The organism is Micromonospora sp. A200 (genome assembly GCF_029893845.1).
Taxonomy (GTDB): domain Bacteria; phylum Actinomycetota; class Actinomycetes; order Mycobacteriales; family Micromonosporaceae; genus Micromonospora; species Micromonospora purpureochromogenes.
Genome location: NZ_JARXXY010000011.1, coordinates 51,441 through 73,084 on the forward strand (window position 1 = coordinate 51,441; position 21,644 = coordinate 73,084).

Genomic DNA, 21,644 nt, shown 5'->3' on the forward strand with positions numbered 1-21,644 from the left:
GGGGCTCCGCCCCGCTGCACTCCTCGCGCTCACCGGTCCACCTCGATCTCCAGGCCCGAGGTCAGCGGCGCGACCTCGTCGTACGTGCGGTTCTGCTCGCGTTCGTGCTCGGCCTGCTCGTACGCGGTCACCAGGTCGGCGTAGCCGGGCACGGTGGCGAGCAGCTCGGTGTGCGGGCCCCGGGCCACCACCCGCCCCTGCTCCACGTAGATCACCTCGTCGGCGAGGGCGATGGTCGCCCGCCGGTACGCGACCACCAGGATCGACGCGGCGGCGCCCTGCCCCCCGGTCGGAGCGCGCAGCCCGGCCAGGATGGCCGCCTCCACCCTCGGGTCGACGGCGCTGGTCGCGTCGTCGAGCACCAGCAGCCGGGGCCGGCCGGCGAGCGCCCGGGCCAGGGTGAGCCGCTGCCGCTGCCCGCCGGAGAGCGAGGTGCCCCGCTCGCCGACCATGGTGTCCAGCCCCTCGGGCAGCGCGGCGACGAAGCCGTCCGCCTCGGCCAGCCGCAGCGCGGCCCACACGTCCTCGTCGCCGATGCCCGGCCGGTCCAGCGTGATGTTGGCCCGCACGGTGTCGTCGAAGACGAACGGCACCTGGGCGACCAGGGCGACGGTCGCCGCCAGCGAGTCCGCCGCCAGCTCGCGGACGTCGACGCCGTCCAGGGCCACCGTGCCGGCGCGCGGGTCGACCAGGCGCACGGCCAGCGAGGCGATGGTGGACTTGCCGGCGCCGGTCGGGCCGACCAGGGCGACCGTCTTCCCGGCCGGCACGGTGAAGGTGACGTCGCCGAGTACCTCCGTGCCGGGCAGGTGCGCCTCGGCCGGCTCGTAGGAGAAGCAGACGTCGGCGAAGGCGAGCGTGGCGGGTGTCGGCTCGGCCCGGTCGAGCCGACGCTCGCCGTACGGCATCTCGCCGGTGGCGTCCAGGACCCGGCGGACCCGGTCCCAGCCGGCGACGCTGCGCGGCAGCTCGGCGAGGACCCAGCCGATGGCCCGCACCGGGAAGGCCAGCACGGTGAAGAGGAAGGCGACGCTGACCAGCTCGGCGACGCTGATCGCGCCCGCCTGCAGCCGGAACGCCCCGACCACCAGCACGGCGAGGGTGCCGAGGCTGGGCAGGGTCTCCAGCAACGGGTCGAAGACGCCGCGCAGCCGGCCGACGGAGATCAGCGCGTCGCGCAGCTCGCCGGCCCGGGCGGAGAACCGGGCGGTCTCCTCGGCCTCGCGACCCATCGTCTTGACCACCAGGGCGCCGTCGAAGCTCTCGTGGGCGATGCCGCTGACCTCGGCGCGCAGCCGCTGGGCGCGGGCCTGCCGGGGCGCCATCCGCCGCGAGTAGACCACGTTGAGCGCGAAGAGCGCGGGGAAGACGGCCAGCCCGACCAGGGCCAGCGCCCAGTCGGTGAGGAAGAGCGAGACGACCGCCCCGACCAGCATGACCAGCGTGCCGACCGCGAAGGGCAGCGGGGCGATCGGGTACCAGGCCGCCTCCACGTCCGAGTTGGCGTTGGACAGCAGGGTGCCGGTGGCGTTGCGCTGGTGCCACGCCAGCGGCAGGTCGAGGTAGCGGCGGGTGACCCGGCGCCGGTACGCGGCCTGGAGGCGGAACTGCATGTAGCCGGCGCCGAGCCGGCGGCCGAAGATGCCCACCACCCGCAGCACGCTGATGCCGAACAGCGCCGCCGCGGCCAGGCCCAGCGCGCCCGTCCCGACGGAGCCGCGGGCGACGGCCGGCACCACCACCTCGCCGACCACCGCGCCCACCACGTACGCGCTGGCGATGACCATGAGGCCGAAGAGCACGCTGCCGCTCACCGCTACCGCGAAGATCCGCGGTTGTTCCCGGATCGCCTTGCCGAGGACCGACAGCCCCCTGCCCAGCACGTCCCGACTTGTCCCGCTCGCCACACTGTCCCCCGCCGTAAGCCGCACTGTTCCCCCTCATCCTTACCGCTCCCGGCCACCTCCGCCGACCCGGACCCGGTATGTCCGCCGTCACGTGCGCTCCGGCACACTCCGGCGCGCCTCGGTCACCGCGGCCCGCGCTCCGGCGCGCCGACACCGGCCGGCGCGCCTACCATCACCCTCATGCCGCGGTACGCCCGATCGGAGCGCGAGGCGCTCGCCGATCTCATGCTGGAGCTGGGACCGGACGCACCGACCGTCAACGAGGGGTGGACGACCCGCGACCTCGCCGCTCATCTGGTGGTGCGCGAACGCCGCCCGGACGCCGCCGGCGGCATCGTGCTGCCGCCGTTGCGCGGGTACGCCGAGCGGGTGCGTCGGCGGATCGCCGCCCGCCCCTGGGCGGAGCTGGTCGGCCTGGTGCGCCGCCCGCCGCTGTGGAGCCCGGTGAGCAACCCGCTCACCGACGAGCTGGCCAACACCCTGGAGTTCTTCATCCACCACGAGGACGTCCGGCGGGCTGCCGCGGGATGGCAGCCGCGTGACCTGCCGGCCGGCCTGCGGGCGCGGCTGTGGAAGCCGGCCTCCCTGATGGCCCGGGCGACGTTGCGCCGGTTCCCGGCCGACCTGCTGGTGCAGGCGCCCGGTCACGGCGAACTGTCGGTGGGCCGGGGCGGCGAACGGCTCCGGCTGGTCGGATCGCCGGGCGAGCTGGCGCTCTTCCTCTCGGGCCGGCAGCGGGTGGCCCGGGTCCAGGTCGACGGCTCCGCTCGCCTCGCCGACCGGCTCCGCCACGCCTCGCTCGGCCTCTGACCTCCCGGGTGTGCGGAACCGGTCAGGAGGAGTTTTCCCACCGCGCGCGCCCAGCGATACCCGCCAATGTGAGGTGTCGTACTCTTCTGCGCGCCGATCCCGTTCCGGGCGGCGGACGAGGGGGGCCACCATGCGCGGCATCGCCGGGTCGGGACTGCACGAGCCCCCCTTCCTCGCCCGGCGGCATCCCGCCACCGGCCGGGTCGCCGCGGAGAGCCTGACCTGGGCCCGGAGCCTCGGGCTGGTGGAGGACAGGCCACGCTGGCACCGGCTGCGGGCCGCCGACGCCGCCGAACTCGCCGGCCGGGCCTGCCCACGGGCGCCGGTCGACCGGCTGCGGCTGCTCACCGACCTGATCACCTGGCTGTTCGTGGTGGACGACAGCTGCGACGAGGACGACCTCGGGGCCGAGCCGGGCCGGCTCGCACCGACCGTCGGCACGCTGCTGGACGTCCTCGACCGGCACGGCGCCGACGGCGGGGCGGCGCCCGTCGACGGGCCGCTGGGCGTCGCGCTGGCCGACATCTGCCGGCGGGTACGCGAGCACCGCCGCCCGGCGCTGCTGCTGCGGCTGGTGGCCCAGTTGCGCGAGTACCTGCTGGCCCTGCTCTGGGAGGCGGCCAACCGGCAGCACCGGCGGGTGCCGGAGCTGACCGAGTACCTCCAGCTGCGCCGGCACACCGGCGGCGTACGCCCCAGCCTCACCCTGACCGACCTGGCGTACGACGTTCGGCCGGGCCCGGGAAGGCGCACCGACCCGGCGGTGCTCGCCCTCGACGACCTCACCACCGACCTGGTCTGCTGGTGCAACGACCTCTTCTCGCATCGCAAGGAGCTGCGCGGCGCGCCCGACCCGCACAACCTGGTCACCGTCATCGCGGCCCGCACCGGGCAGGACGTCGACAGCGCCGTCCGCACGGCGGCCGGACTGTTCAACGACCGGCTGGACCGCTACCTCGCCGGCGAGGCGGCGCTGGCCGGTGAGCCGGCCATGGCACCCTTGCTGGAGGTCCGCCGGTCCTGGATCCGGGCCACCTACGACTGGTCGCTGCGGGCCGTCCGGTACGCCTGAGCGTTCCACCTCGCGGGACACAGTCGGCTCACAGCTTTCGGGGCTAGCCGAGGCCCCGGTGCAGGCAATACTCTTCGGTAACCGCAGAACGGCGTGACCCCCGTCACGCCCATCCACCCCCTGAAGGCGGCTACAGCGATGGTTCTCGATGTACCGTACCGTTCCATTCCCGATATGTTCCTCAAGCGCGTGGCCGCCACCCCCGACCGGCACGCTTTCGCCCACCCGGGCCCGGACGAGTCCGGCCCCGTCTGGCTGACGTGGGAGCAGGTCGGCCAGCGGGCCAAGGCGGTCGCCGCCGGCCTGCACGCACTGGGCGTCGGCCAGGAGGATCCGGTGGCGATCCTGGCCAACACCCGGCTGGACTGGGTGATCGCCGATTTCGGCATCATGTGCGCCGGCGGCGCGACCACCACCGTCTACCCCACCACCGAGCCCGAGGACGCGGTCTACATCATCGCCGACTCCGGCTCCCGGGTGCTCTTCGCCGAGAACCCGGCCCAGGCTGCCAAGATCGCCGGGGCGGAGCTTCCCGCGCTCACCCACGTGGTGCTCTTCGACGGCGCCGTCGACCCGGCCGCGGCCGTACCCCAGCTCACCCTCGCGGAGCTGGAGGAGCAGGGCGCGGCGCGGCTGGCGGCCGAGCCGGACCTGGTCGAGCGCCTCGTCGCCCCGATCGGCCCGGAGCACCTGGCCACCCTGATCTACACCTCGGGCACCACGGGCCGGCCCAAGGGCGTCGAGCTGCTGCACGGCGGCTGGTGCTGGGAGGGCGTGGCGCAGGCCGAGATGGGGCTGCTGCGCGACGACGACCTGCAGTACCTCTGGCTTCCGCTGTCGCACTCGTTCGGCAAGACGCTGCTCTGCGGCGCCACCCACGTCGGCCTGCCGACGTACGTGGACGGGCGGGTGGACAAGCTGGTCGAGCTGCTGGCCGTGGTCCGGCCGACGCTGATGTGCGGCGCGCCCCGGGTCTTCGAAAAGGTCTACAACAAGGCGGTCACCACGGCCCAGAGCGCCGGCGGCGCGAAGGCGAAGATCTTCGCCTGGGGGGTCCGCGTCGGCAAGGAGAAGGTCGCGCTGGAGCAGGCCGGCCAGCCGGTCCCGGCCGGGCTGAAGCTGAAGTACGCGTTGGCCGAGAAGCTGGTCTTCAGCAAGCTCCAGGCCCGCCTCGGCGGCCGGATGCGGGTGCTGGTCTCCGGCGCGGCGCCGCTGAGCAAGGAGATCGCCACCTTCTTCGCCGCCGCGAACCTGCCCATCTCCGAGGGGTACGGCCTGACCGAGACCAGCGCCGGCAACTTCGTCAACCCGCCGGAGGGGCTGCGCATCGGCACCGTCGGCAGGGCGATGGGCGACCTGGAGTGCCGGATCGACACCGACGGCGAGATCCTGGTCAGGGGCACGCCGGTGATGCGCGGCTACCACAACCTGCCCGAGGAGACGAAGGCCGCGTTCACCGAGGACGGCTTCTTCCGCACCGGCGACATCGGCAGCCTCGACGACGACGGCTACCTGCGGATCACCGACCGCAAGAAGGACCTGGTCAAGACCTCCGGCGGCAAGTACATCGCCCCGTCGCACATCGAGGGCATGTTCAAGGCGATCTGCCCGTACACCTCGCAGGCGATCGTGGTGGGCCAGGCCCGCAACTACTGCACCATGCTGGTCACCCTGGACCCGGACGCGATCAAGGGCTGGACGGCCGGCGGCCCACTGGAGGGCCGGGACTACGCCGAGGTCGTGGCCTCCCCCGAGGCGAAGGCCATGGTCGAGGAGTACGTCGCGCAGCTCAACGCGAAGCTCAACCGGTGGGAGACGATCAAGAAGGTCACCATCCTGCCGCGCGACCTGACCATCGAGCACGGCGAGATCACCCCGTCTCTCAAGATCAAGCGACGCGGCGTGGAGACCAACTTCGCCGCCGAGATCGAGAAGATGTACGAGGGCACGCTGGCCGAGCTCTGACCGCCTCGGGTGGCCGTGGCCGGTTCCTCCGCCGGGCACGGCCACCCGGGCGTCCCCTCACAGGTGCTCGCTCCGCCACCTGCTCTGCTCGGCCTCCGACGCCTCCTGCTCCGCCAGCGCCACCTGCCGGGTCCGGCGCCGGCGCGGGCCGTCGACCATCGTCTGCGCTCCGGTGGAGGCGACGCAGACCAGCGCCAGCAGCCCCACCGCGGCCAGTTCCGGCACCCCGCTGGACAGCGGCCCGAGCGCCGCGAGCAGCACCACCGTCGCCAACGGCACCCACCGCAGCTCGCCCCACGCCCGCCACCCCAGCCCGGCCAGGCCGAGCAGGTAGACGGCCACCCCGCCGTGCAGCACCAGCACCCAGAAGCCGCCCAGCGGCTCCCCCCAGGCCGGCGTGCTCGGGTCCGCACCCTCGGCCAGCAGGTCCTTGAGCCCCAGGGCGACGAAGATGACCCCGGCGATCAGCGGCAGGTGCAGGTAGGTGTAGGTGTCCCGGGCGAGGCGCGCCCGCGCGGCGGGTTCCCGGGTTCCGTGCAGCGCCTGCTCCAACGCCAGGGCGAGGGTGTCGAAGTAGGCCCACCACAGCGCCGAGATGACCGCGATGCCGAGCACGGCGGTCACCATCACCGGCCAGGTCAGCGGCAGCTCGGTGAAGAACCGCGGGCCGAAGCCCAGCGCGATGACCGACTCGCCGAGCGCGACCAGCACGATGAGCGCGTGCCGTTCCGCCCAGTGCCCGGCCGACAGCACCGCCCAGTGCGCGCTGCCCAGCAGCGCGCCCGCCCCGTACTCGACCAGGAGGGCCGCCGACCACAGCAGCAGCCGGAGCCACCCCTCGGCGGCGCCGTCGGCGACCCGGTGCGGCACCAGGGCGGCGGTGACCAGTAGCGCGGTAGCGATCACCGGCGGGCTGGCCAGCAGCAGCCAACGCCGGCGGCGGGCCGGGTCGGGCCACTCCACCCAGCCGAGGACCGCCAGCTGCGACATCCGGACCAGGAAGTAGCAGCCGGCGAAGAAGAGCGGGCCGTTCAACCCGCCCGGCCGGTCCACGAACGCCGTGGGCATGCTCAACGCGAGCAGGAAGGTGGCGGCCAGGGTGACGAAGCCGATCAGCGGCAGCACGCCCTGGTCGGTGCGGACCGCGTTGCCGACCGTGGCGAACCCGGTCCAGCACCACCAGAGCAGCGACAGCACCAGCAGGCAGCCGATCAGGGTGGCCGCCGACGGCCGGCTCGACGTCACCGTGGTGACGGTGAGGAAGGCGAACACGAAGACGACGTCGTAGTACAGCTCGAGCCGGGTGGTCCGGGAGCCGGGCGCGCCGGGGCGGACCCGGCGCGACCACCGTTGGCCTCCGCCCGCCGTACCCGGCCGCCGGTCCGCTGCCCCCACCCCCGCAGTGTTCCAGCGGGCCCGGCCCGGCCGGGGTGGATCGGCGCAACCCACCCGGGCGGGCGCGCCGGGCTCAGGCGATGACCGTCGCCTCCCGCCACTGCGGACGCCCGGCCCGGTCCAGGTCGTAGCGGACCCCGGCGAGCCGGCCCACCGCCTCGACCAGGTCGGCGGCGGGCAGGGTGAAGGGCAGCCGCAGGAAGCGTTCCAGCGTCCCGTCCAGGCCGAACCGGGGGCCGGGCGCCAGGCGTACGCCGACCTCCTCGGCGGCCCGGGCCAGCGCGCTGGAGATCGGCCCGTCCAGCTCGGCCCAGAGGGTGACACCGCCGTGCGGCGCGGTGACCCGCCAGTCGGGCAGGCGCTGCGCGAGCGCGTCGAGCAGGGCGTCGCGCTGCGCGGCGAGCTGGGCCCGGCGGGCGGCGACGATGGTCGGCGCCTCGGCGAGCAGGTGCACCGCGACCAACTGGTCCAGCACCGGGCTGGCCATGTCGACGCCGACCCGGGCCGCGGCCAGCCGCTGCACCTGCGGCGCGGAGGCGCGTACCCAGCCGATCCGCAGCCCACCCCAGTACGGCTTGCTCATCCCGCCGATGCTGATCACCCGGCTGTGCCGGTCGAAGGTGGCCGCCGGCGGGGGCAGCTCGGTGCCGTCCAGCGGGAGATCCACGAACGACTCGTCGACGACCAGGTCGGTGCCGGCGGTGTGGGCGGCGGCGACCACCCGTTCGCGCAGCTCGGCCGACATCAGGTGACCGGTCGGGTTCTGGAAGTCGGGGATCAGGTAGGCCAGCTTGGGCCGGACCTGGCGGATGCTGCCCAGCAGCAGGTCGGCGTCCCAGCCGGCCCCGTCGACGGCCAGCCCGTGGGTGGTGATCCGGGCCCGCCGGGCGGCCAGGGCGGCCAGCGCGTTCGGATAGGTCGGGGACTCCACCAGCACGCTGCCGCCGGGCGCCAGCGCCAGCCGGAGCACCAGGTCCAGCGCGTGCTGGGTGCCGCTGGTCACCATGATCTGCTCGGCGCTGGTGGGCAGCCCCCGGGCGGTGTACGACCGGGCGACCGCCTCCCGCAGCTCGATGATCCCGGTCGGGTGGTAGCCGGCGCCGCCGAGATAGCGGGGCAGGTCCTCGGCGGCGGCGCGGGCGGCCGGCACCAGCTGCGGCGGGGCGGCCAGCGCGGCGACGCCCAGGTCGATCATGTCGCGGTCGTCCAGCGGGGTCCACAGCCCGGTGCTGGCCACCCGGTGGGTGCCGGGCAGCATGGTCCAGCTGCCCGCCCCGCGCCGGCTGGCCAGGTGCCCGGTCTCGCGCAGCTGCCGGTACGCGGCGGTGACCGTGGTCCGGCTGATCCGCAGCGCCTCGGCCAGCTCCCGCTCGGCCGGCAGGCGTACCCCGAGGGGGAGCCGGCCGTCGGCGAGCAGGCCGCGGACCGCGGCGGCGAGCGCGGCGTAGTCCGGGCTGCGACGGCGGCCCGGCAGCGCGTGCCACTGCCCCAGCAGCCGAGCCAATTGGGCCCCCCGCACCTGGCTGGTCACGACCACCCCTCCCAAATTGGCTCTTCTCTCGCCACGATTGGCACCTAGGGTGGCATGCATGGCAGCGATTGGCAATCTGCGGCACCGGCCGGTCCGGCGGCTCACCCAGCTCTACGTCGGGCTGGTCCTCTACGGCGTCAGCATGGCGCTGATGATCCGCTCCGGCCTCGGGCTGAACCCGTGGGACGTCTTCCACCAGGGCCTGTCCCGACAGACCGGCATCTCGGTCGGCACGGCGAGCATCCTGGTCGGCGCGGTGGTGCTGCTGCTCTGGATCCCGCTGCGGCAGCGGCCCGGGCTCGGCACGGTCAGCAACGTGGTGGTGATCGGCCTGGCCGTGGACGCCACCGTGGCGCTGCTCCCGGCGGACCTGCCGCTGCCGGCGCGGATCGGCCTGCTGATCACCGGCATCGTCGCCAACGGCGTCGCGACCGGCCTCTACCTCGGCGCCGACCTCGGCCCCGGCCCACGCGACGGCCTGATGACCGGGCTGGTCGCCCGGCGTCCGGGCAGCTCGGTCCGGCTGGTCCGCACCGGCATCGAGGTGACCGTGCTGGCCCTGGGCTGGCTGCTCGGCGGCACCGCGGGCATCGGCACCGTCGCGTACGCCCTCGCCATCGGCCCGCTGGCCCAGTTGTTCACCCCGCTGTTCACCGTCCCGCCCCGGTCCACTCCCGACACCCCGGTGGCCACCCTCGCTGAGCTGCGCTGACGTCACGGCGGGAAAGTAGGTGTTTCCTCCGCCGACCCCGCCGGGCATCATTCGTGCATGGGGGAGAGCGGATGGCGCTGGAATGACGCCTGGATCTTCGTGTCACTGGTGATCGCGAGCGGCGCCGGACGGCACCGCCGCGCGGCGGACACCCGACGCCCGGAGGGCGTCCGGCTGACCGACGTCCTTTCCACCGCGGAGCACCTCAACCAGGCGATCCCGGAGCGGGAGGACGTCGAGGCGGCGGTCCGCCGGCTGGCCGGCGCCGGCCTGGTCAGCGTCTCCGACGGCTGGTTCCGGATCACCCCGGACGGCGAGCGGCTCTGGCGCACCCGGCCGAGCGCGGGCGTGGGGACCACCGTGGACACCGTGCAGGGGGTACTGGTCCGGCGGCACACCCCCGGTAGCGCCGAGTGGCACCTGCCCGAGGAGGACCACGCCGCCGCCGTTCAGGAGTACATCGTCCGGTCGATCCCGGCCCCGCGCCGCTCGCCGGAGGGGCGGACCGGCCGCTGAGCCGCCGCGGCGCGGGGCCGCCGGCGGGCTAGCCGGTTAGGCGGAGCGAGGCCGGCGCGGACGGCGCGGACGGCGGGGCCAGCGGCGCAGGCGGGCTGGCCGGTTGGCGACGTGAAGGCCATGATCGCCGACCGGAGGTCGCGTAGGCGAGCCGGCGGAAGACACCACGCTGGTGAGGGTGATACCTCAGAGTCATATTGATACCTGAGAGGTATCACGCTCACACCGGAACTTGTCCCTTGACCTCGACACGCCCGGGGAACCACGGCCCGAGGATCCGCAGCGCGCGGCGCCGGGTGACAGACGTGGCGGGGTGACGGCGTGGCCGCGCCACGCGCCTCAGCGCACCGGGTGGCCGGCGGCCTTCAACGCGTCCTTGACCTCGCCGACGGTGAGCTCGCCGAAGTGGAAGACGCTCGCCGCGAGCACCGCGTCGGCGCCCGCGCCGATGGCCGGCGGGAAGTGCGCCACCTCGCCGGCGCCGCCGCTGGCCACCACCGGCACGTCCACCACCGCGCGGACCGCCTGGATCAGCGCCAGGTCGAAACCGGCCTTGGTGCCGTCGGCGTCCATCGAGTTGAGCAGGATCTCCCCCGCCCCCAGCTCGGCGCCGCGCCGCGCCCACTCGACCGCGTCCAGGCCGGTGCCCCGGCGGCCGCCGTGGGTGGTCACCTCGAACCCGCTGGGCGTGGTGCCCGCCGGAGCCCGGCGCACGTCCAGCGAGAGCACCAGCACCTGCCGGCCGAACCGGTCGGCGATCTCGGCGATCAGCTCGGGGCGGGCGATCGCGGCGGTGTTCACCCCGACCTTGTCCGCGCCGGCCCGCAGCAGCGTGTCGACGTCGGCGACCTGCCGTACGCCACCGCCCACGGTCAGCGGGATGAAGACCGACTCCGCGGTGCGCCGGACCACGTCGAGCATGGTCCCCCGGTCGCTGGAGGAGGCGGTGACGTCGAGGAAGGTCAACTCGTCCGCGCCGGCCCGGTCGTACGCCGCGGCCAGCTCCACCGGGTCGCCGGCGTCGCGCAGGTCGAGGAAGTTGACCCCCTTGACCACCCGCCCGGCGTCCACGTCCAGACACGGAATCACCCGTACCGCCACCGTCATGTGGCGAGCCTATCCAACGGGCACGCGGCGGCGACCGACCTGTGAGGCCGGCCACCGCCGCGCGCCGGATCGGGACTCACACCCGGACGAGCATCTTGCCCAGGTTCTCACCGCGCAGCAGGCCGAGGAACGCCTCGGGGGCGTTCTCGATGCCGTCGACGATCGTCTCGTCGTACGTGAGCTTGCCGTCGCGCAGCCAGCCGGAGACGTCCCGCACGAACTGCTCGCGCAGGTTGCCGTGGTCACTGACGAGGAAGCCGCGCAGGGTGAGCCGCTTGCCGATGACCATCGCCAGGTTGCGCGGGGCGGCCGGCGGCTCGGTGTCGTTGTACTGCGCGATCATGCCGCAGATGGCGGCCCGGCCGTGCAGGTTCATCGCCGAGATCGCCGCCTCCAGGTGGTCGCCGCCGACGTTGTCGAAGTAGACGTCGATGCCGTTGGGGGCGGCCGCCTTGAGCGAGTCGCGTACCGGGCCGTCGTGGTAGTCGAAGGCGGCGTCGAAGCCGAGGGCCTTGAGCCGCTCGACCTTGGCCGCCGAGCCGGCGCTGCCGACCACGTGCCCGGCGCCCTTGAGCTTGGCGATCTGGCCGACCAGGCTGCCGACCGAACCGGCGGCGGCGGAGACGAAGACGCTCTCCCCCGGCTTCATGCCGGCCACGTCGAGCAGCCCGGCGTACGCGGTCAGACCGGTCATGCCGAGCACGCTCAGGTACGCGGTCACCGGCGCGATCGTCGGGTCGACCGGGCGGGCGGCCTTGGCGTCGAGCAGCGCGTACTCCCGCCAGCCGAGGCCGTGCAGCACGGTGTCGCCGACCTTGACGCCGTCGGCCTCGCTGGCCACGACCTCGCCGACCGCGCCGCCGTCGAGCGGCGCCCCGAGCTGGAACGGCGGGACGTACGACTTCACGTCGTTCATCCGCCCCCGCATGTACGGGTCGACGGACATGAACTGGTTGCGGACCACGATCTGGCCCGGGCCGGGCGTCGGCACCTCGGTCTCGACGAGGCGGAAGTTGTCGGCGGTCGGCCAGCCCTGGGGGCGGGAGGCCAGGTGGATCTCGCGGTTGGTGCTCACGGTGTCGTCCTTTCGTACGCGGGGGGAAGGACCGGGCGGCGCTCAGGCCGCGGCGGCCTCGCGGACGGTGAGGGCGACCTCGATGTTGCCGCGGGTCGCGTTCGAGTACGGGCAGACCTGGTGGGCCTGCGCGACCAGCTGCTCGGCGGCGGCGCGCTCGACGGCGGGCAGGTCGACCAGGAGGGCGACGGTCAGCCCGAAGCCGCCGCTGCCGTTCGGGCCGATGCCGACCTCGGCCTCGACCACCGAACCGGAGACGTCGGCCTTGGCCCGGCGGGCGACCAGGCGCAGCGCCGAGTGGAAGCAGGCCGCGTAGCCGGCGGCGAAGAGCTGCTCGGGGTTGGCCGCGCCACCGGCGCCGCCCATCTCCTTCGGGATCGCCAGGTCCAGCTCGACGGTGCCGTCGGAGGTGCGGACGTGGCCGTCGCGGCCGTCGCCGCTGGCGAGGGCGGACGCGGTGTAGAGCACCTGCATGGTCACTGCTCCTTCTGTCGGTGGATCGTCTCGGTGACCCGGGTGAGGGTGTCGCGCAGGGCGATCAGCTCGGCCTGGGTGAGGCCGGTGGCGCGGGCGACCTGCAGCGGCACCTCGTCCATCCGCTGCCGCAGGGCCCGTCCGTCGGCGGTGAGCCCCACCTCCACCCGTCGCTCGTCGCGCGCCGACCGGGACCGGACCACCAGGCCCGCCGCCTCCAACCGCTTGAGCAGCGGGGAGAGCGTGCCGGAGTCCAGCCGCAGCGCGGCGCCGAGTTCGGAGACCGTGGGGGCGTCCTCGCGCTCCCAGAGCACCAGCAGCACCAGGTACTGCGGGTAGGTCAGGCCGACCTCGTCGAGGATGGGCCGGTAGACGTCGGTGAGGGCGCGCGACGCGGCGTAGAGCGCGAAGCACACCTGTCGACGTAGCACCAGATCATCGGTCACCGGGAAACCGTAGCCCACGATTTAGTTGTGCACAACCGATCTGGCCGGGATGTGGCCCCGACCACCCGGTCGCCCGGGCGGGGCGGCCGGGGGTCAGCGGTCGCCGAGCCAGGCCTCCAGCTCCACCTCGACCAGCTGGTCGGGATCGAGCAGGCCGGCCACCACCACCATCGTCGCCGCCGGACGGACGGCCCCGAACACCGCGTTGTGCGCCCGGCCCACCTCGTCGGCGTAGCTCCGGTCGGTCACGTACATCCGGGTCCGGACCACGTCGCCCGGCTCGGCGCCCACCTCGGCGAGCGCGTCCAGCCCGATCCGCAGCGCCTGCGCGGTCTGCGCCGCGGCGTCGCCGACATGCGTCACCCGACCGTCCACGGTCGACGTGCATCCCGCCGTCCACGCCAGGTCGCCCGCCCGGACCACCCGGGCGTAGCCGTAGACGACCTCCCACGGGCCGCCCGAGCCCAACCGGGTGACGGTCACGCGGCGGCCAGGGTTTCCAGCGCCTGGGCCACGGTGAACGCGCCGGCGTAGAGCGCCTTGCCGGCGATCACGCCCTCCACCCCGATCGGCTCCAGGGTGGCCAGCGCCCGCAGGTCGTCCAGGGTGGACACGCCGCCGGAGGCGATCACCGGGGCGTCGGTGCGCGCGCAGACCTCACGCAGCAGGTCCAGGTTCGGCCCGCGCATGGTGCCGTCCTTGGTGATGTCGGTCACCACGTACCGGGCGGCGCCCGCCTTGTCCAGCCGCTCCAGCACCTCCCACAGGTCACCGCCGTCGCGGGTCCAGCCCCGGGCGGAGAGGGTACGACCGCGCACGTCCAGCCCGATCGCGACGCGGTCGCCGTACTCGCCGCAGACCCGGTCGCACCACTGCGGGTCCTCCAGCGCGGCGGTGCCGATGTTCACCCGGGCCGCCCCGGTGCCCAGCGCCGCCTGCAACGACTCGTCGTCCCGGATGCCGCCGGAGAGCTCCACCTTCACGTCGATCTGCCGCACCACCTCGGCGAGCAGGTGCGCGTTGGAGCCCCGACCGAACGCCGCGTCCAGGTCGACCAGGTGGATCCACTCGGCGCCGTCGGCCTGCCAGGCCAGCGCGGCCTCCAGCGGGTCGCCGTACGCGGTCTCGCTGCCGGCGGCGCCCTGCACGAGCCGGACGGCCTGGCCGTCGGCGACGTCCACGGCGGGCAACAGGGTGAGGCTCAACTTCTCTCTCCTCGCATCAGATCCGACGGTCCAGCGCGATCACGACGATCGCCGGCAGGACCAGCAGCAGCAGGACGACCAGCACCAGGCGCAACGCCAGATCGTCGACGAAACTCCAGATCCCGAACAGCGCGGCCAGGCTCAGGCCGACGATCGCGGCCCGCTCCCCCCGGCTGCGGCGGCCCACCCGGCCGGTGCGACCCCGCCGCCACTGCGGCGTCAGCCGGCGTACCAGCGTGCGGGTGCGCTGCCGGCGGGCCAGCCGGCGCTGGCGCACGACGCGTTCCCGGGCGGCCTCGGCCTCCCGGACGGCGCGGCGGCGGGCCCGCTCCTTGCTCACGCCGCGCCCCGCGGTGCCCCGGCGGCCGGCGTGCCCCGCGGCGGGCCGGCCGGCTCAGCCAGCTCAGCCAACCGTGGCCAGCCAGTTGCGCAGGAGGGCGGCCCCGGTGTCGGCCGACTTCTCCGGGTGGAACTGGGCGGCCGACAGCGCGCCCCGCTCCACCCCGGCGACGAAGTCGGTGCCGTGGTGGGCGGTGGTGACCGTGGCCCCGGCGGCGGCCAGCCCGGCGACGTCGTTCACCCCGTACGAGTGGACGAAGTAGAACCGGCTGTCGGCGGGCAGCCCGGCGAAGAGCACCGAACCGGCCGGCGCGTCGACCGTGTTCCAGCCCATGTGCGGCAACCGCTCGGCGGGCAGTTTCGTCACCCCGCCGGGCAGCAGCCCGAGCCCCTTGGTGACCACGCCGTGCTCGTCGCCGTGCTCGAAGAGCACCTGCATGCCGACGCAGATGCCCAGCACCGGCCGGCCGGCGGCGACCCGCTCGGCGATCACCGGGCCGGCGCCCAGCGCCTCGATCCCGGCCATGCAGGCGGCGAAGGCGCCCACGCCCGGCACCACCAGGCCGTCCGCCTCGGCGGCGGCGGCCAGGTCGTCGGTGACGGTCACCTCGGCGCCGGCGCGCTCCAGGGCGCGCTCGGCCGAGCGCAGGTTGCCCGAGCCGTAGTCCAGCACCACGATCCTGGTGGTCATCAGCCCTCCCCGGGAAGCAGCCAGAGCACCCCGCCGACGGTGGCGAGCGTGGCCAGCAGCGCCATGATGACCACCGCACCGCGCGGCGCGCCCTGCTTGTGCAACGACCACGTCCCGCCGACCAGCACACCGGCCAGGACCAGCAGCAGCGTCGGCAGCACCGGCCCCATCAGAGCGCACCCTTCGTGCTCGGGATCGCACCTTGCGAGCGCGGGTCGATCGCGGTGGCCTCGCGCAGCGCCCGGGAGACCGCCTTGAACTGCGCCTCCACCACGTGGTGGGCGTCCGGGTGGCCGCCGGGGCGGGCCGCCCGCAGCACGTCCACGTGCAGGGTGATCCGGGCCGACTGACCGAAGGACTCCCAGATGTGCCGGGTCATGCTGGTGGGGTAGACCGGGCCGATGTACGGCGCGAGCGCCGGCTCGTCGTGCAGCACGTACGGGCGGCCGGAGAGGTCGACGGCGGCGCGGACGAGGACCTCGTCCATCGGCACGGTGGCCGAGCCGTACCGCCGGATGCCGGCCTTGTCCCCCAGCGCCTGGTCGAAGGCGGCGCCCAGGGCCAGCGCGGTGTCCTCCATCGTGTGGTGGGCGTCGATCTCCAGGTCGCCGACGGTACGCACGGTGAGGTCGAAGCCGCCGTGCCGGGCGATCTGGTGCAGCATGTGGTCGTAGAAGCCGACGCCGGTGCTGATCTCGGCCTGGCCGGTGCCGTCGAGGTCGATCTCGACCAGCACCTTGGTCTCCTTGGTGATCCGCTCCACCCGGGCGGTGCGACTCATGTCAGCTTCTCCAAAGCGGTGAGGAAGGCGTCGGTCTCGGCCGGGGTGCCGGCGGTGACCCGCAGCCAGCCGGGCAGGCCGACGTCGCGGACCAGCACGCCCGCGTCGAGCAGGGTGCGCCAGGCGACCGCCTGGTCGCCGGCCACCTCGAAGAGCACGAAGTTGGCGTCGCTGTCGGCGACCCGGTGGCCCTGGGCGCGCAGCTCCGCGACGATCCGGTCGCGCTGGGCCTTGATCGCGTCGACGGTGCCGAGCAGGGCGTCGCGGTGCGCCAGCGCCGCCCGGGCGGCGGCCTGGGTGAGCGCCGAGAGGTGGTACGGCAGCCGGACCAGCTGCACGGCGGCCACCACCGCCGGGTCGGCAGCCAGGTAGCCCAGCCGGCCGCCGGCGAAGCCGAACGCCTTGCTCATCGTCCGGGTGACCACCAGCCGCGGGTGGCCGGGCAGCACGGCCAGCGCGCTCACCGTGCCGGGGCGGGCGAACTCGGCGTACGCCTCGTCGACCACCACCATGCCGGGGGCGGCGTCGAGCACCGCGGCGACCACCGCCGGGTCCAGCGCGGTGCCGGTGGGGTTGTTCGGCGAGCAGAGGAAGACCACGTCCGGCCGGTGCTCGCGCACCTGGGCCACCGCGTCGTCGACGGTCAGCCCGAAGTCGGCGCCCCGGACCCCCGGCACCCAGCCGGTGCCGGTGCCCAGCGCCAGCAGCGGGTGCATCGAGTACGCCGGGGTGAAGCCGAGCGCGGTGCGCCCGGGGCCGCCGAACGCCTGGAGCAGCTGCTGCTGGATCTCGTTGGAGCCGTTGGCCGCCCAGACCTGCTCGACGGTGAGCCCGTGACCGAGGTACGCCGCCAGGTCGGCGCGGAGCGCCACCGCGTCCCGGTCCGGGTACCGGTTGAGGTCGCGCAGCTCCGCCGCGAGGGCCTTGCCGATCGCCTCGACCACCGGCTCGGGCACCGGGTACGAGTTCTCGTTGGTGTTCAGCCGCACCGCCACGTCGAGCTGCGGCGCCCCGTACGGCCGCAGGCCCCGCAGGTCGTCGCGGAGCGGCAGGTCGTCCAGGGTGGTCACGCCGGCCCCCCGGGGAAGCGGGCCGCGACGGCCTGGCCGTGCGCCGGCAGGTCCTCCACGTTGGCCAGCGTCACCACGTGCGGGGCCACCTCGCGCAGCGCGTCCTCGGTGTACTCCACCAGGTGGATGCCGCGTAGGAAGGACTGCACCGACAGCCCCGAGGAGTGCCGGGCGCAGCCGCCGGTGGGCAGCACGTGGTTCGAGCCGGCGCAGTAGTCGCCGAGCGACACCGGCGACCAGGCGCCGACGAAGATCGCCCCGGCGTTGCGCACCCGCATCGCCCACGCGCGGGCGTCCACGGTCTGGATCTCCAGGTGCTCCGCGGCGTACGCGTCGACCACCCGCAGCCCGGCGTCGAGGTCGTCCACGAGGACCACGCCGCTCTGCTCGCCACTGAGCGCGGTGGTGACCCGCTCGGCGTGCTTGGTGGCCGGCACCTGCCGGGCCAGCTCCCGCTCGACCGCCTCGGCCAGTTCGACCGACGGGGTGACCAGCACGCTGGCGGCGAGGGGGTCGTGCTCGGCCTGGCTGATCAGGTCGGCGGCGACGTGCGCCGGGTCGGCGGTGTCGTCGGCCAGGATGGCGATCTCGGTCGGGCCGGCCTCGGCGTCGATGCCGACCACGCCGCGCAGCAGCCGCTTGGCGGCGGTGACCCAGATGTTGCCCGGACCGGTGATCATGTCGACCGGGTCGCAGTGCGCGCTGCCCTCGGCGTCGACCGCCGCGCCGTACGCCAGCATCGCCACCGCCTGGGCGCCGCCGACGGCGTACACCTCGTCGACGCCGAGCAGCGCGCAGGCGGCCAGCACCCGCGCGTCGGGCAGGCCGCCGTTGTCCTGCTGCGGCGGGCTGACCACCACCAGCGAGCGCACCCCGGCCGCCTGGGCGGGGACCACGTTCATCACCACGGTCGACGGGTACATCGCCAGGCCACCGGGGACGTAGAGGCCCACCCGGTCGACCGGCACCCAGCGCTCGGTCACCGTGCCGCCGGGCACGACCTGGGTGGTGTGGTCGGTACGCCGCTGGTCGGCGTGCACCCGGCGGGCGCGCGCGATCGACTCCAGCAGCGCGGCGCGCACCTGCGGGTCGAGCGTCCCCTCGGCCTCGGCGATCGCCTCGGCCGGCACCCGCAGCACCGCCGGGGAGACCCCGTCGAACCGCTCGCTGGCCTCCCGGATCGCCGGGTACCCATGCTCCCGGACCGCCTCCACGAGCGGGCGGATCCGCTCGACGGCCACAGAGACGTCGAGCTGGGCACGGGGCAGCAGGCGGCGCGGGTCACGGACACCGCCGCGCAGGTCGATCCGATTCAACACCCTTGCGAGTCTAGGCGGCTTCGTCAGGATCTTTCCGCGCCGCCCGTACCGCGGGAGACGTGAGCCGAGCCACGCCCCGGGCGTCCGGTCCGACTAGGCTCGGACGCGTGACTGCGCGGCTGCCGGTGTTCCCGCTCGCAACGGTGCTCTTTCCCGGACTCGTACTGCCGCTGCACATATTCGAGGAGCGCTACCGCGCCCTGGTGCGCCACCTGGTCGGGCTGCCCGAGGGGGCGCCGCGCGAGTTCGGCGTGGTGGCGATCCAGGCCGGCTGGGAGGTCGCCCCGGCCCCCGGCCGGTCGACCCCCGGCGGCGGTGACGTGACACTGCACGAGGTGGGGTGCACCGCCGAGCTGCGGCAGGTCACCGAGCTCGACGACGGCGGCTTCGACATCGTCACGGTGGGCCGGCGGCGGTTCCGGATCGCCGACGTGGACCACTCCTCCGCGCCGTACCTGACCGCCCAGGTCGAGTGGCTGCCCGAGCCGGGCGGCACCGACGAGATCGCCGAGCTGCTCGCGGCCCGGGTGATCGCGGTGTTCCGGCAGTACCTGGGGCTGATCCGGCCCGATCCGGAGGAGATCTCCGAGCAGCTGCCGGAGGACCCGACCGTGCTGTCCCACCTGGTCGCCGCGACGGCCGCGCTCACCGTGGCGGACCGCCAGCGACTGCTCGCCATCGACGACACCGCCACCCGGCTCCGCGCCGAGCTGCGGCTGCTCAACCGCGAGGCGGCTCTGCTGCGCCAGGTGCGGGCGGTTCCGGTGCCGCTGTCGGAGCTGGCGTCGCCCCCGGCCCCCAACTGAGGCCGCCGGGCTCCGGCTCCGGACGCAGCGACGGCCAGCGCGACCAGCCGGCCAGCAGGGTGTACGTCACGGCTGCGGCGAACGCCGGCAGCAGCACGTCCCCGAAGGGCACCGGCAGGAACCCGAACAGCCACTCGATCCCGCCGGCGCGCAGGTCGGCCGGCTTTCCGAAGGCGGTGCCGTCCGGGGCGTTCTCCAGCAGCCGCTGGTAGCCGGAGAGCCCGACCCGGCGGCCGACCTGCCAGGCGACCAGCGCGGCGCCGAGCGCGCCGAACGCCGCCCCGGCCAGCACGGCGGGGCCCCGGCTGCGGCGCAGCACGACCCAGAGCCCGACCGCGGCGAGCAGCCCGAAGCCGAGCCCGAGCAGGCTGAACCAGCCGTCGGCGGCGATCGGCTGCTCCGGCTGCGGCTGGGCGTAGATGGCGCCCTCGGCGGTCTTGAGCACCGGGGTGTCCGGGGCCACGGCGGCCCAGAGCAGCCCGAGCGGCACGCCCAGGACGGTCAGTGCGAGCACGGTGGCGAGGGTCGCCGCGACGGGGCGGCGGGTCCGGTCGGCCGGCTGCTCCGGGAGGCCGGCGTACGCCGGGGGCCAGGACGCGGCCGGTCCGCCCGGTTGCGGCCAGGGGCCACCACCCGGCGTGGCCGGCTCGACCGGGCCCGCCTCGCCGGGCTGCGATCCGGCGTCGGGCGCACCGGAGAGCGGCGTCCAGCCGTCGTTCACCGAGCGGGCCGGCGGGGCGGGGCCGGCGGGCGCGGCGGCACGGTCCGGCTCGTCGGGACGGTCGACGGACCGGTGCGGATCGGGGGTGTCCGGGCTCACCCGGTGATCCTCTCAGGCGGCGCGGCGACGGGGGGCGCCGGTGGCGGGACACTCCCTCAGCGGGCGAACGGCTCCAGCATCACCGCGGCGGCGCGCAGCCACGCCTGCCGGGTCTCCGGCTGGAGCTGGTGGTACTCGATCGAGGAGCCGGTCTCCAGCGCCGGGTCGTACGGCACCACGGCGACGGCCCGGGTGCGGGTGGCGAAATGCCGTTCCAGGTCGTCCTGGAGCTGGGAGCGGCCGGGCGTCGGGCAGGAGATCAGGGTGACCGCGTTGTCGGCCAGCTCCCCCATCCCCTCCTCGTGCAGCAGGTCCAGCATCCAGTCCGCGCTGAACGCGGCGTCCTCGCGCGGCACGGTGGTCACCACCAGCTGGTCGGCGGCGTGCATGACGGTGCGCCAGTTGGCGCTCTCCACGTTGTTGCCGGTGTCCACGCAGACCACGTCGTGGGTGCGGCGCAGCAGCTCAAGCACCCGCTTGACGGTGAACTGGTCCAGCCGCTGGGCGAACCGGGGGCTCTCCTCGCCGGCCAGCACGTCGTACGAGCCGTCGGAGGCGTGCCGCAGGTAGTCGTCGAGGGACTCCAGCAGTTCGGCGCCCTCCCGGATCTCGATGTGCGCCAGGTCGCTGATCAGGTGCCGGATCGTCCGGGCGTGCCGGGCGCTGCCGGCGCGCAGCCCGAGGGTGCCGCGCAGCTCGTTGTCGTCCCAGGCCAGCACGCCCCGGCCGCGGACGCTGCCGACGGTGGCCGCGGCGAGCACGGTGGCGGTGGTCTTGTGCACCCCGCCCTTGGGGTTGGCGAAGGCGAGCACCCGGGGCGTGCCGAGGTCGCGGCGCAGCACGCCGGCGGCCCGCTCCTGCTCGTCCTGCGGGGCCTGCGGGCGCCACTCGATCCGGGCCGGTTCGATCCGCGCCGGCGAATAGCCCCGGTCGGCGGTCACCGCCGGCGGGTACGCCGGCTCGACCGGCTGGGCCGGCTCCGGCGGATAGGTCGGCTCGGGCCGGTACGACGGCTGCGGCGGGTACGCCGGCTCGGCCGGGGCGTAACCGGGTCGGTAGCCGTCGTCGAGCAGCGGGGCGTACCGCGACTCGACCGGTGGCGGCTCGTGCCGGTAGCCGTTGTCCAGCAACGCGTAGCGGGACTCCGCCGTCGGCTCGGGCGGGTAACCGGGTTCGGCCCGGTAGGCCGGCTCCGGCGGGTACCCCGGCTCACTCCGGTAGGCCGGCTCCGGCCGGTACGACGGCTCGGGCTGGTACGACGGCTCAGGCTGGTACGACGGCTCGCGCTGGTACGACGGCTCCACCCGGTACGCCGGGTCGACCCGGTAGGTCGCCTCGGCGCGGTAGCCGGGGTCGGCGCCGTACCGGGGCTCGACGGGCGGCACGGCGGCGGAGGCCCGGCCGGACCGGCCGGTGCCCGGCCCGCGCCGGGGCAGTGGCTCGTGGGCCGGTGGCGGCTCCTCGGGGCGGCGGTCGGCCTCCGCGGGCTCGCCGGCGCGACCGCCGAGCCGGGCGCGGTCGAGCAAGGCCCGCCATCGCGGTGCCGGTTCGGCCGACCGGCCCCAGCCGGTCTCGGTGCCGTCCAAGGCTCGCCCTCCCCGCC

23 protein-coding genes are annotated in these 21,644 nt (G+C 74.8%); 6 read left to right on the forward strand and 17 right to left on the reverse strand.

From position 1 onward, the window contains the following. Positions 1 to 29 precede the first annotated feature (29 nt). Positions 30 to 1,907 (reverse strand): ABC transporter ATP-binding protein, encoded by a 1,878-nt coding sequence (locus tag M2302_RS13010; RefSeq protein WP_280838262.1) that lies wholly within the window; start codon positions 1,905 to 1,907, stop codon positions 30 to 32. Positions 1,908 to 2,087: 180 nt separating this feature from the next. Here M2302_RS13010 and M2302_RS13015 point away from each other — a divergent pair, with 180 nt between their 5' ends. From M2302_RS13015 to M2302_RS13025, 3 genes are all read left to right on the forward strand, one after another. Then, positions 2,088 to 2,717 carry a TIGR03085 family metal-binding protein gene (locus M2302_RS13015; protein ID WP_280838166.1) on the forward strand — a complete coding sequence of 210 codons (630 nt, stop codon included), beginning with the start codon at positions 2,088 to 2,090 and terminating at the stop codon, positions 2,715 to 2,717. 130 nt (positions 2,718 to 2,847) lie between these two features. Next, on the forward strand, positions 2,848 to 3,789 hold the full coding sequence (locus M2302_RS13020) for a terpene synthase (RefSeq protein WP_280838167.1): 942 nt from the start codon (positions 2,848 to 2,850) through the stop codon (positions 3,787 to 3,789). A gap of 138 nt (positions 3,790 to 3,927) precedes the next feature. Beyond that, positions 3,928 to 5,754: a long-chain fatty acid--CoA ligase gene (locus M2302_RS13025; RefSeq protein WP_280838168.1), complete on the forward strand. Its 1,827-nt coding sequence runs from the start codon at positions 3,928 to 3,930 to the stop codon at positions 5,752 to 5,754. 57 nt (positions 5,755 to 5,811) lie between these two features. Here M2302_RS13025 and M2302_RS13030 read toward each other — a convergent pair whose 3' ends face one another. After that, positions 5,812 to 7,149 (reverse strand): low temperature requirement protein A, encoded by a 1,338-nt coding sequence (locus tag M2302_RS13030; RefSeq protein WP_280838169.1) that lies wholly within the window; start codon positions 7,147 to 7,149, stop codon positions 5,812 to 5,814. 73 nt (positions 7,150 to 7,222) lie between these two features. Further along, the gene (locus M2302_RS13035) at positions 7,223 to 8,680 is read right to left on the reverse strand and encodes a PLP-dependent aminotransferase family protein (protein ID WP_280838170.1); all 1,458 of its coding nucleotides are present in this window, start codon (positions 8,678 to 8,680) and stop codon (positions 7,223 to 7,225) included. Between the two features lie 58 nt (positions 8,681 to 8,738). On the opposite strand from M2302_RS13035, the gene M2302_RS13040 reads away from it, so the two are divergent. Next, the gene (locus tag M2302_RS13040) at positions 8,739 to 9,392 is read left to right on the forward strand and encodes a hypothetical protein (RefSeq protein WP_280838171.1); all 654 of its coding nucleotides are present in this window, start codon (positions 8,739 to 8,741) and stop codon (positions 9,390 to 9,392) included. 57 nt (positions 9,393 to 9,449) lie between these two features. Then, a complete protein-coding gene (locus tag M2302_RS13045) occupies positions 9,450 to 9,908 on the forward strand; it encodes a hypothetical protein (RefSeq protein ID WP_154943830.1) in 459 nt (152 codons plus the stop codon). A 339-nt stretch (positions 9,909 to 10,247) separates the two neighbouring features. Here the strand turns inward: M2302_RS13045 and hisF are convergent, their stop codons facing one another. The 12 genes from hisF to hisD form a co-directional block, all read right to left on the reverse strand. Beyond that, complete coding sequence (gene hisF, locus M2302_RS13050) at positions 10,248 to 11,015, reverse strand: imidazole glycerol phosphate synthase subunit HisF (RefSeq protein ID WP_179801006.1); 768 nt, start codon at positions 11,013 to 11,015, stop codon at positions 10,248 to 10,250. Between the two features lie 76 nt (positions 11,016 to 11,091). Continuing rightward, positions 11,092 to 12,090 carry an NADP-dependent oxidoreductase gene (locus M2302_RS13055; protein ID WP_280838172.1) on the reverse strand — a complete coding sequence of 333 codons (999 nt, stop codon included), beginning with the start codon at positions 12,088 to 12,090 and terminating at the stop codon, positions 11,092 to 11,094. A gap of 42 nt (positions 12,091 to 12,132) precedes the next feature. Next, positions 12,133 to 12,564: an organic hydroperoxide resistance protein gene (locus M2302_RS13060; protein WP_280838173.1), complete on the reverse strand. Its 432-nt coding sequence runs from the start codon at positions 12,562 to 12,564 to the stop codon at positions 12,133 to 12,135. Positions 12,565 to 12,566: 2 nt separating this feature from the next. Next, positions 12,567 to 13,010 (reverse strand): MarR family transcriptional regulator, encoded by a 444-nt coding sequence (locus M2302_RS13065; RefSeq protein WP_280838174.1) that lies wholly within the window; start codon positions 13,008 to 13,010, stop codon positions 12,567 to 12,569. A 93-nt stretch (positions 13,011 to 13,103) separates the two neighbouring features. Beyond that, positions 13,104 to 13,493: a RidA family protein gene (locus tag M2302_RS13070; protein WP_280838175.1), complete on the reverse strand. Its 390-nt coding sequence runs from the start codon at positions 13,491 to 13,493 to the stop codon at positions 13,104 to 13,106. Further along, positions 13,490 to 14,215: a bifunctional 1-(5-phosphoribosyl)-5-((5-phosphoribosylamino)methylideneamino)imidazole-4-carboxamide isomerase/phosphoribosylanthranilate isomerase PriA gene (gene priA / locus M2302_RS13075; RefSeq protein WP_280838176.1), complete on the reverse strand. Its 726-nt coding sequence runs from the start codon at positions 14,213 to 14,215 to the stop codon at positions 13,490 to 13,492. The genes M2302_RS13070 and priA overlap by 4 nt, the downstream gene beginning before the upstream one ends. Before the next feature lie 16 nt (positions 14,216 to 14,231). Further along, positions 14,232 to 14,555: a hypothetical protein gene (locus M2302_RS13080; RefSeq protein ID WP_280838177.1), complete on the reverse strand. Its 324-nt coding sequence runs from the start codon at positions 14,553 to 14,555 to the stop codon at positions 14,232 to 14,234. Between the two features lie 63 nt (positions 14,556 to 14,618). Continuing rightward, positions 14,619 to 15,245 carry an imidazole glycerol phosphate synthase subunit HisH gene (gene hisH / locus M2302_RS13085; protein ID WP_280838178.1) on the reverse strand — a complete coding sequence of 209 codons (627 nt, stop codon included), beginning with the start codon at positions 15,243 to 15,245 and terminating at the stop codon, positions 14,619 to 14,621. After that, the gene (locus tag M2302_RS13090) at positions 15,245 to 15,415 is read right to left on the reverse strand and encodes a hypothetical protein (protein WP_280838179.1); all 171 of its coding nucleotides are present in this window, start codon (positions 15,413 to 15,415) and stop codon (positions 15,245 to 15,247) included. Before M2302_RS13090 ends, hisH begins: the two co-directional genes overlap by 1 nt. Next, entirely contained in the window at positions 15,415 to 16,026 is a 612-nt protein-coding gene (gene hisB, locus M2302_RS13095; protein ID WP_238449450.1) for an imidazoleglycerol-phosphate dehydratase HisB, read from the reverse strand. The genes M2302_RS13090 and hisB overlap by 1 nt, the downstream gene beginning before the upstream one ends. Continuing rightward, positions 16,023 to 17,096: a histidinol-phosphate transaminase gene (locus M2302_RS13100; protein WP_280838180.1), complete on the reverse strand. Its 1,074-nt coding sequence runs from the start codon at positions 17,094 to 17,096 to the stop codon at positions 16,023 to 16,025. The genes hisB and M2302_RS13100 overlap by 4 nt, the downstream gene beginning before the upstream one ends. Next, positions 17,093 to 18,415 carry a histidinol dehydrogenase gene (gene hisD, locus M2302_RS13105; protein WP_280838181.1) on the reverse strand — a complete coding sequence of 441 codons (1,323 nt, stop codon included), beginning with the start codon at positions 18,413 to 18,415 and terminating at the stop codon, positions 17,093 to 17,095. The genes M2302_RS13100 and hisD overlap by 4 nt, the downstream gene beginning before the upstream one ends. Positions 18,416 to 18,522: 107 nt before the next feature. On the opposite strand from hisD, the gene M2302_RS13110 reads away from it, so the two are divergent. Continuing rightward, a complete protein-coding gene (locus tag M2302_RS13110) occupies positions 18,523 to 19,221 on the forward strand; it encodes an LON peptidase substrate-binding domain-containing protein (protein ID WP_280838182.1) in 699 nt (232 codons plus the stop codon). Here M2302_RS13110 and M2302_RS33120 read toward each other — a convergent pair. Further along, on the reverse strand, positions 19,136 to 20,041 hold the full coding sequence (locus M2302_RS33120; RefSeq protein ID WP_348529419.1) for a DUF2567 domain-containing protein: 906 nt from the start codon (positions 20,039 to 20,041) through the stop codon (positions 19,136 to 19,138). The genes M2302_RS13110 and M2302_RS33120 overlap by 86 nt on opposite strands. Positions 20,042 to 20,097: 56 nt before the next feature. Next, positions 20,098 to 21,627: an AAA family ATPase gene (locus tag M2302_RS13120; protein ID WP_280838183.1), complete on the reverse strand. Its 1,530-nt coding sequence runs from the start codon at positions 21,625 to 21,627 to the stop codon at positions 20,098 to 20,100. Positions 21,628 to 21,644: the final 17 nt, after the last annotated feature.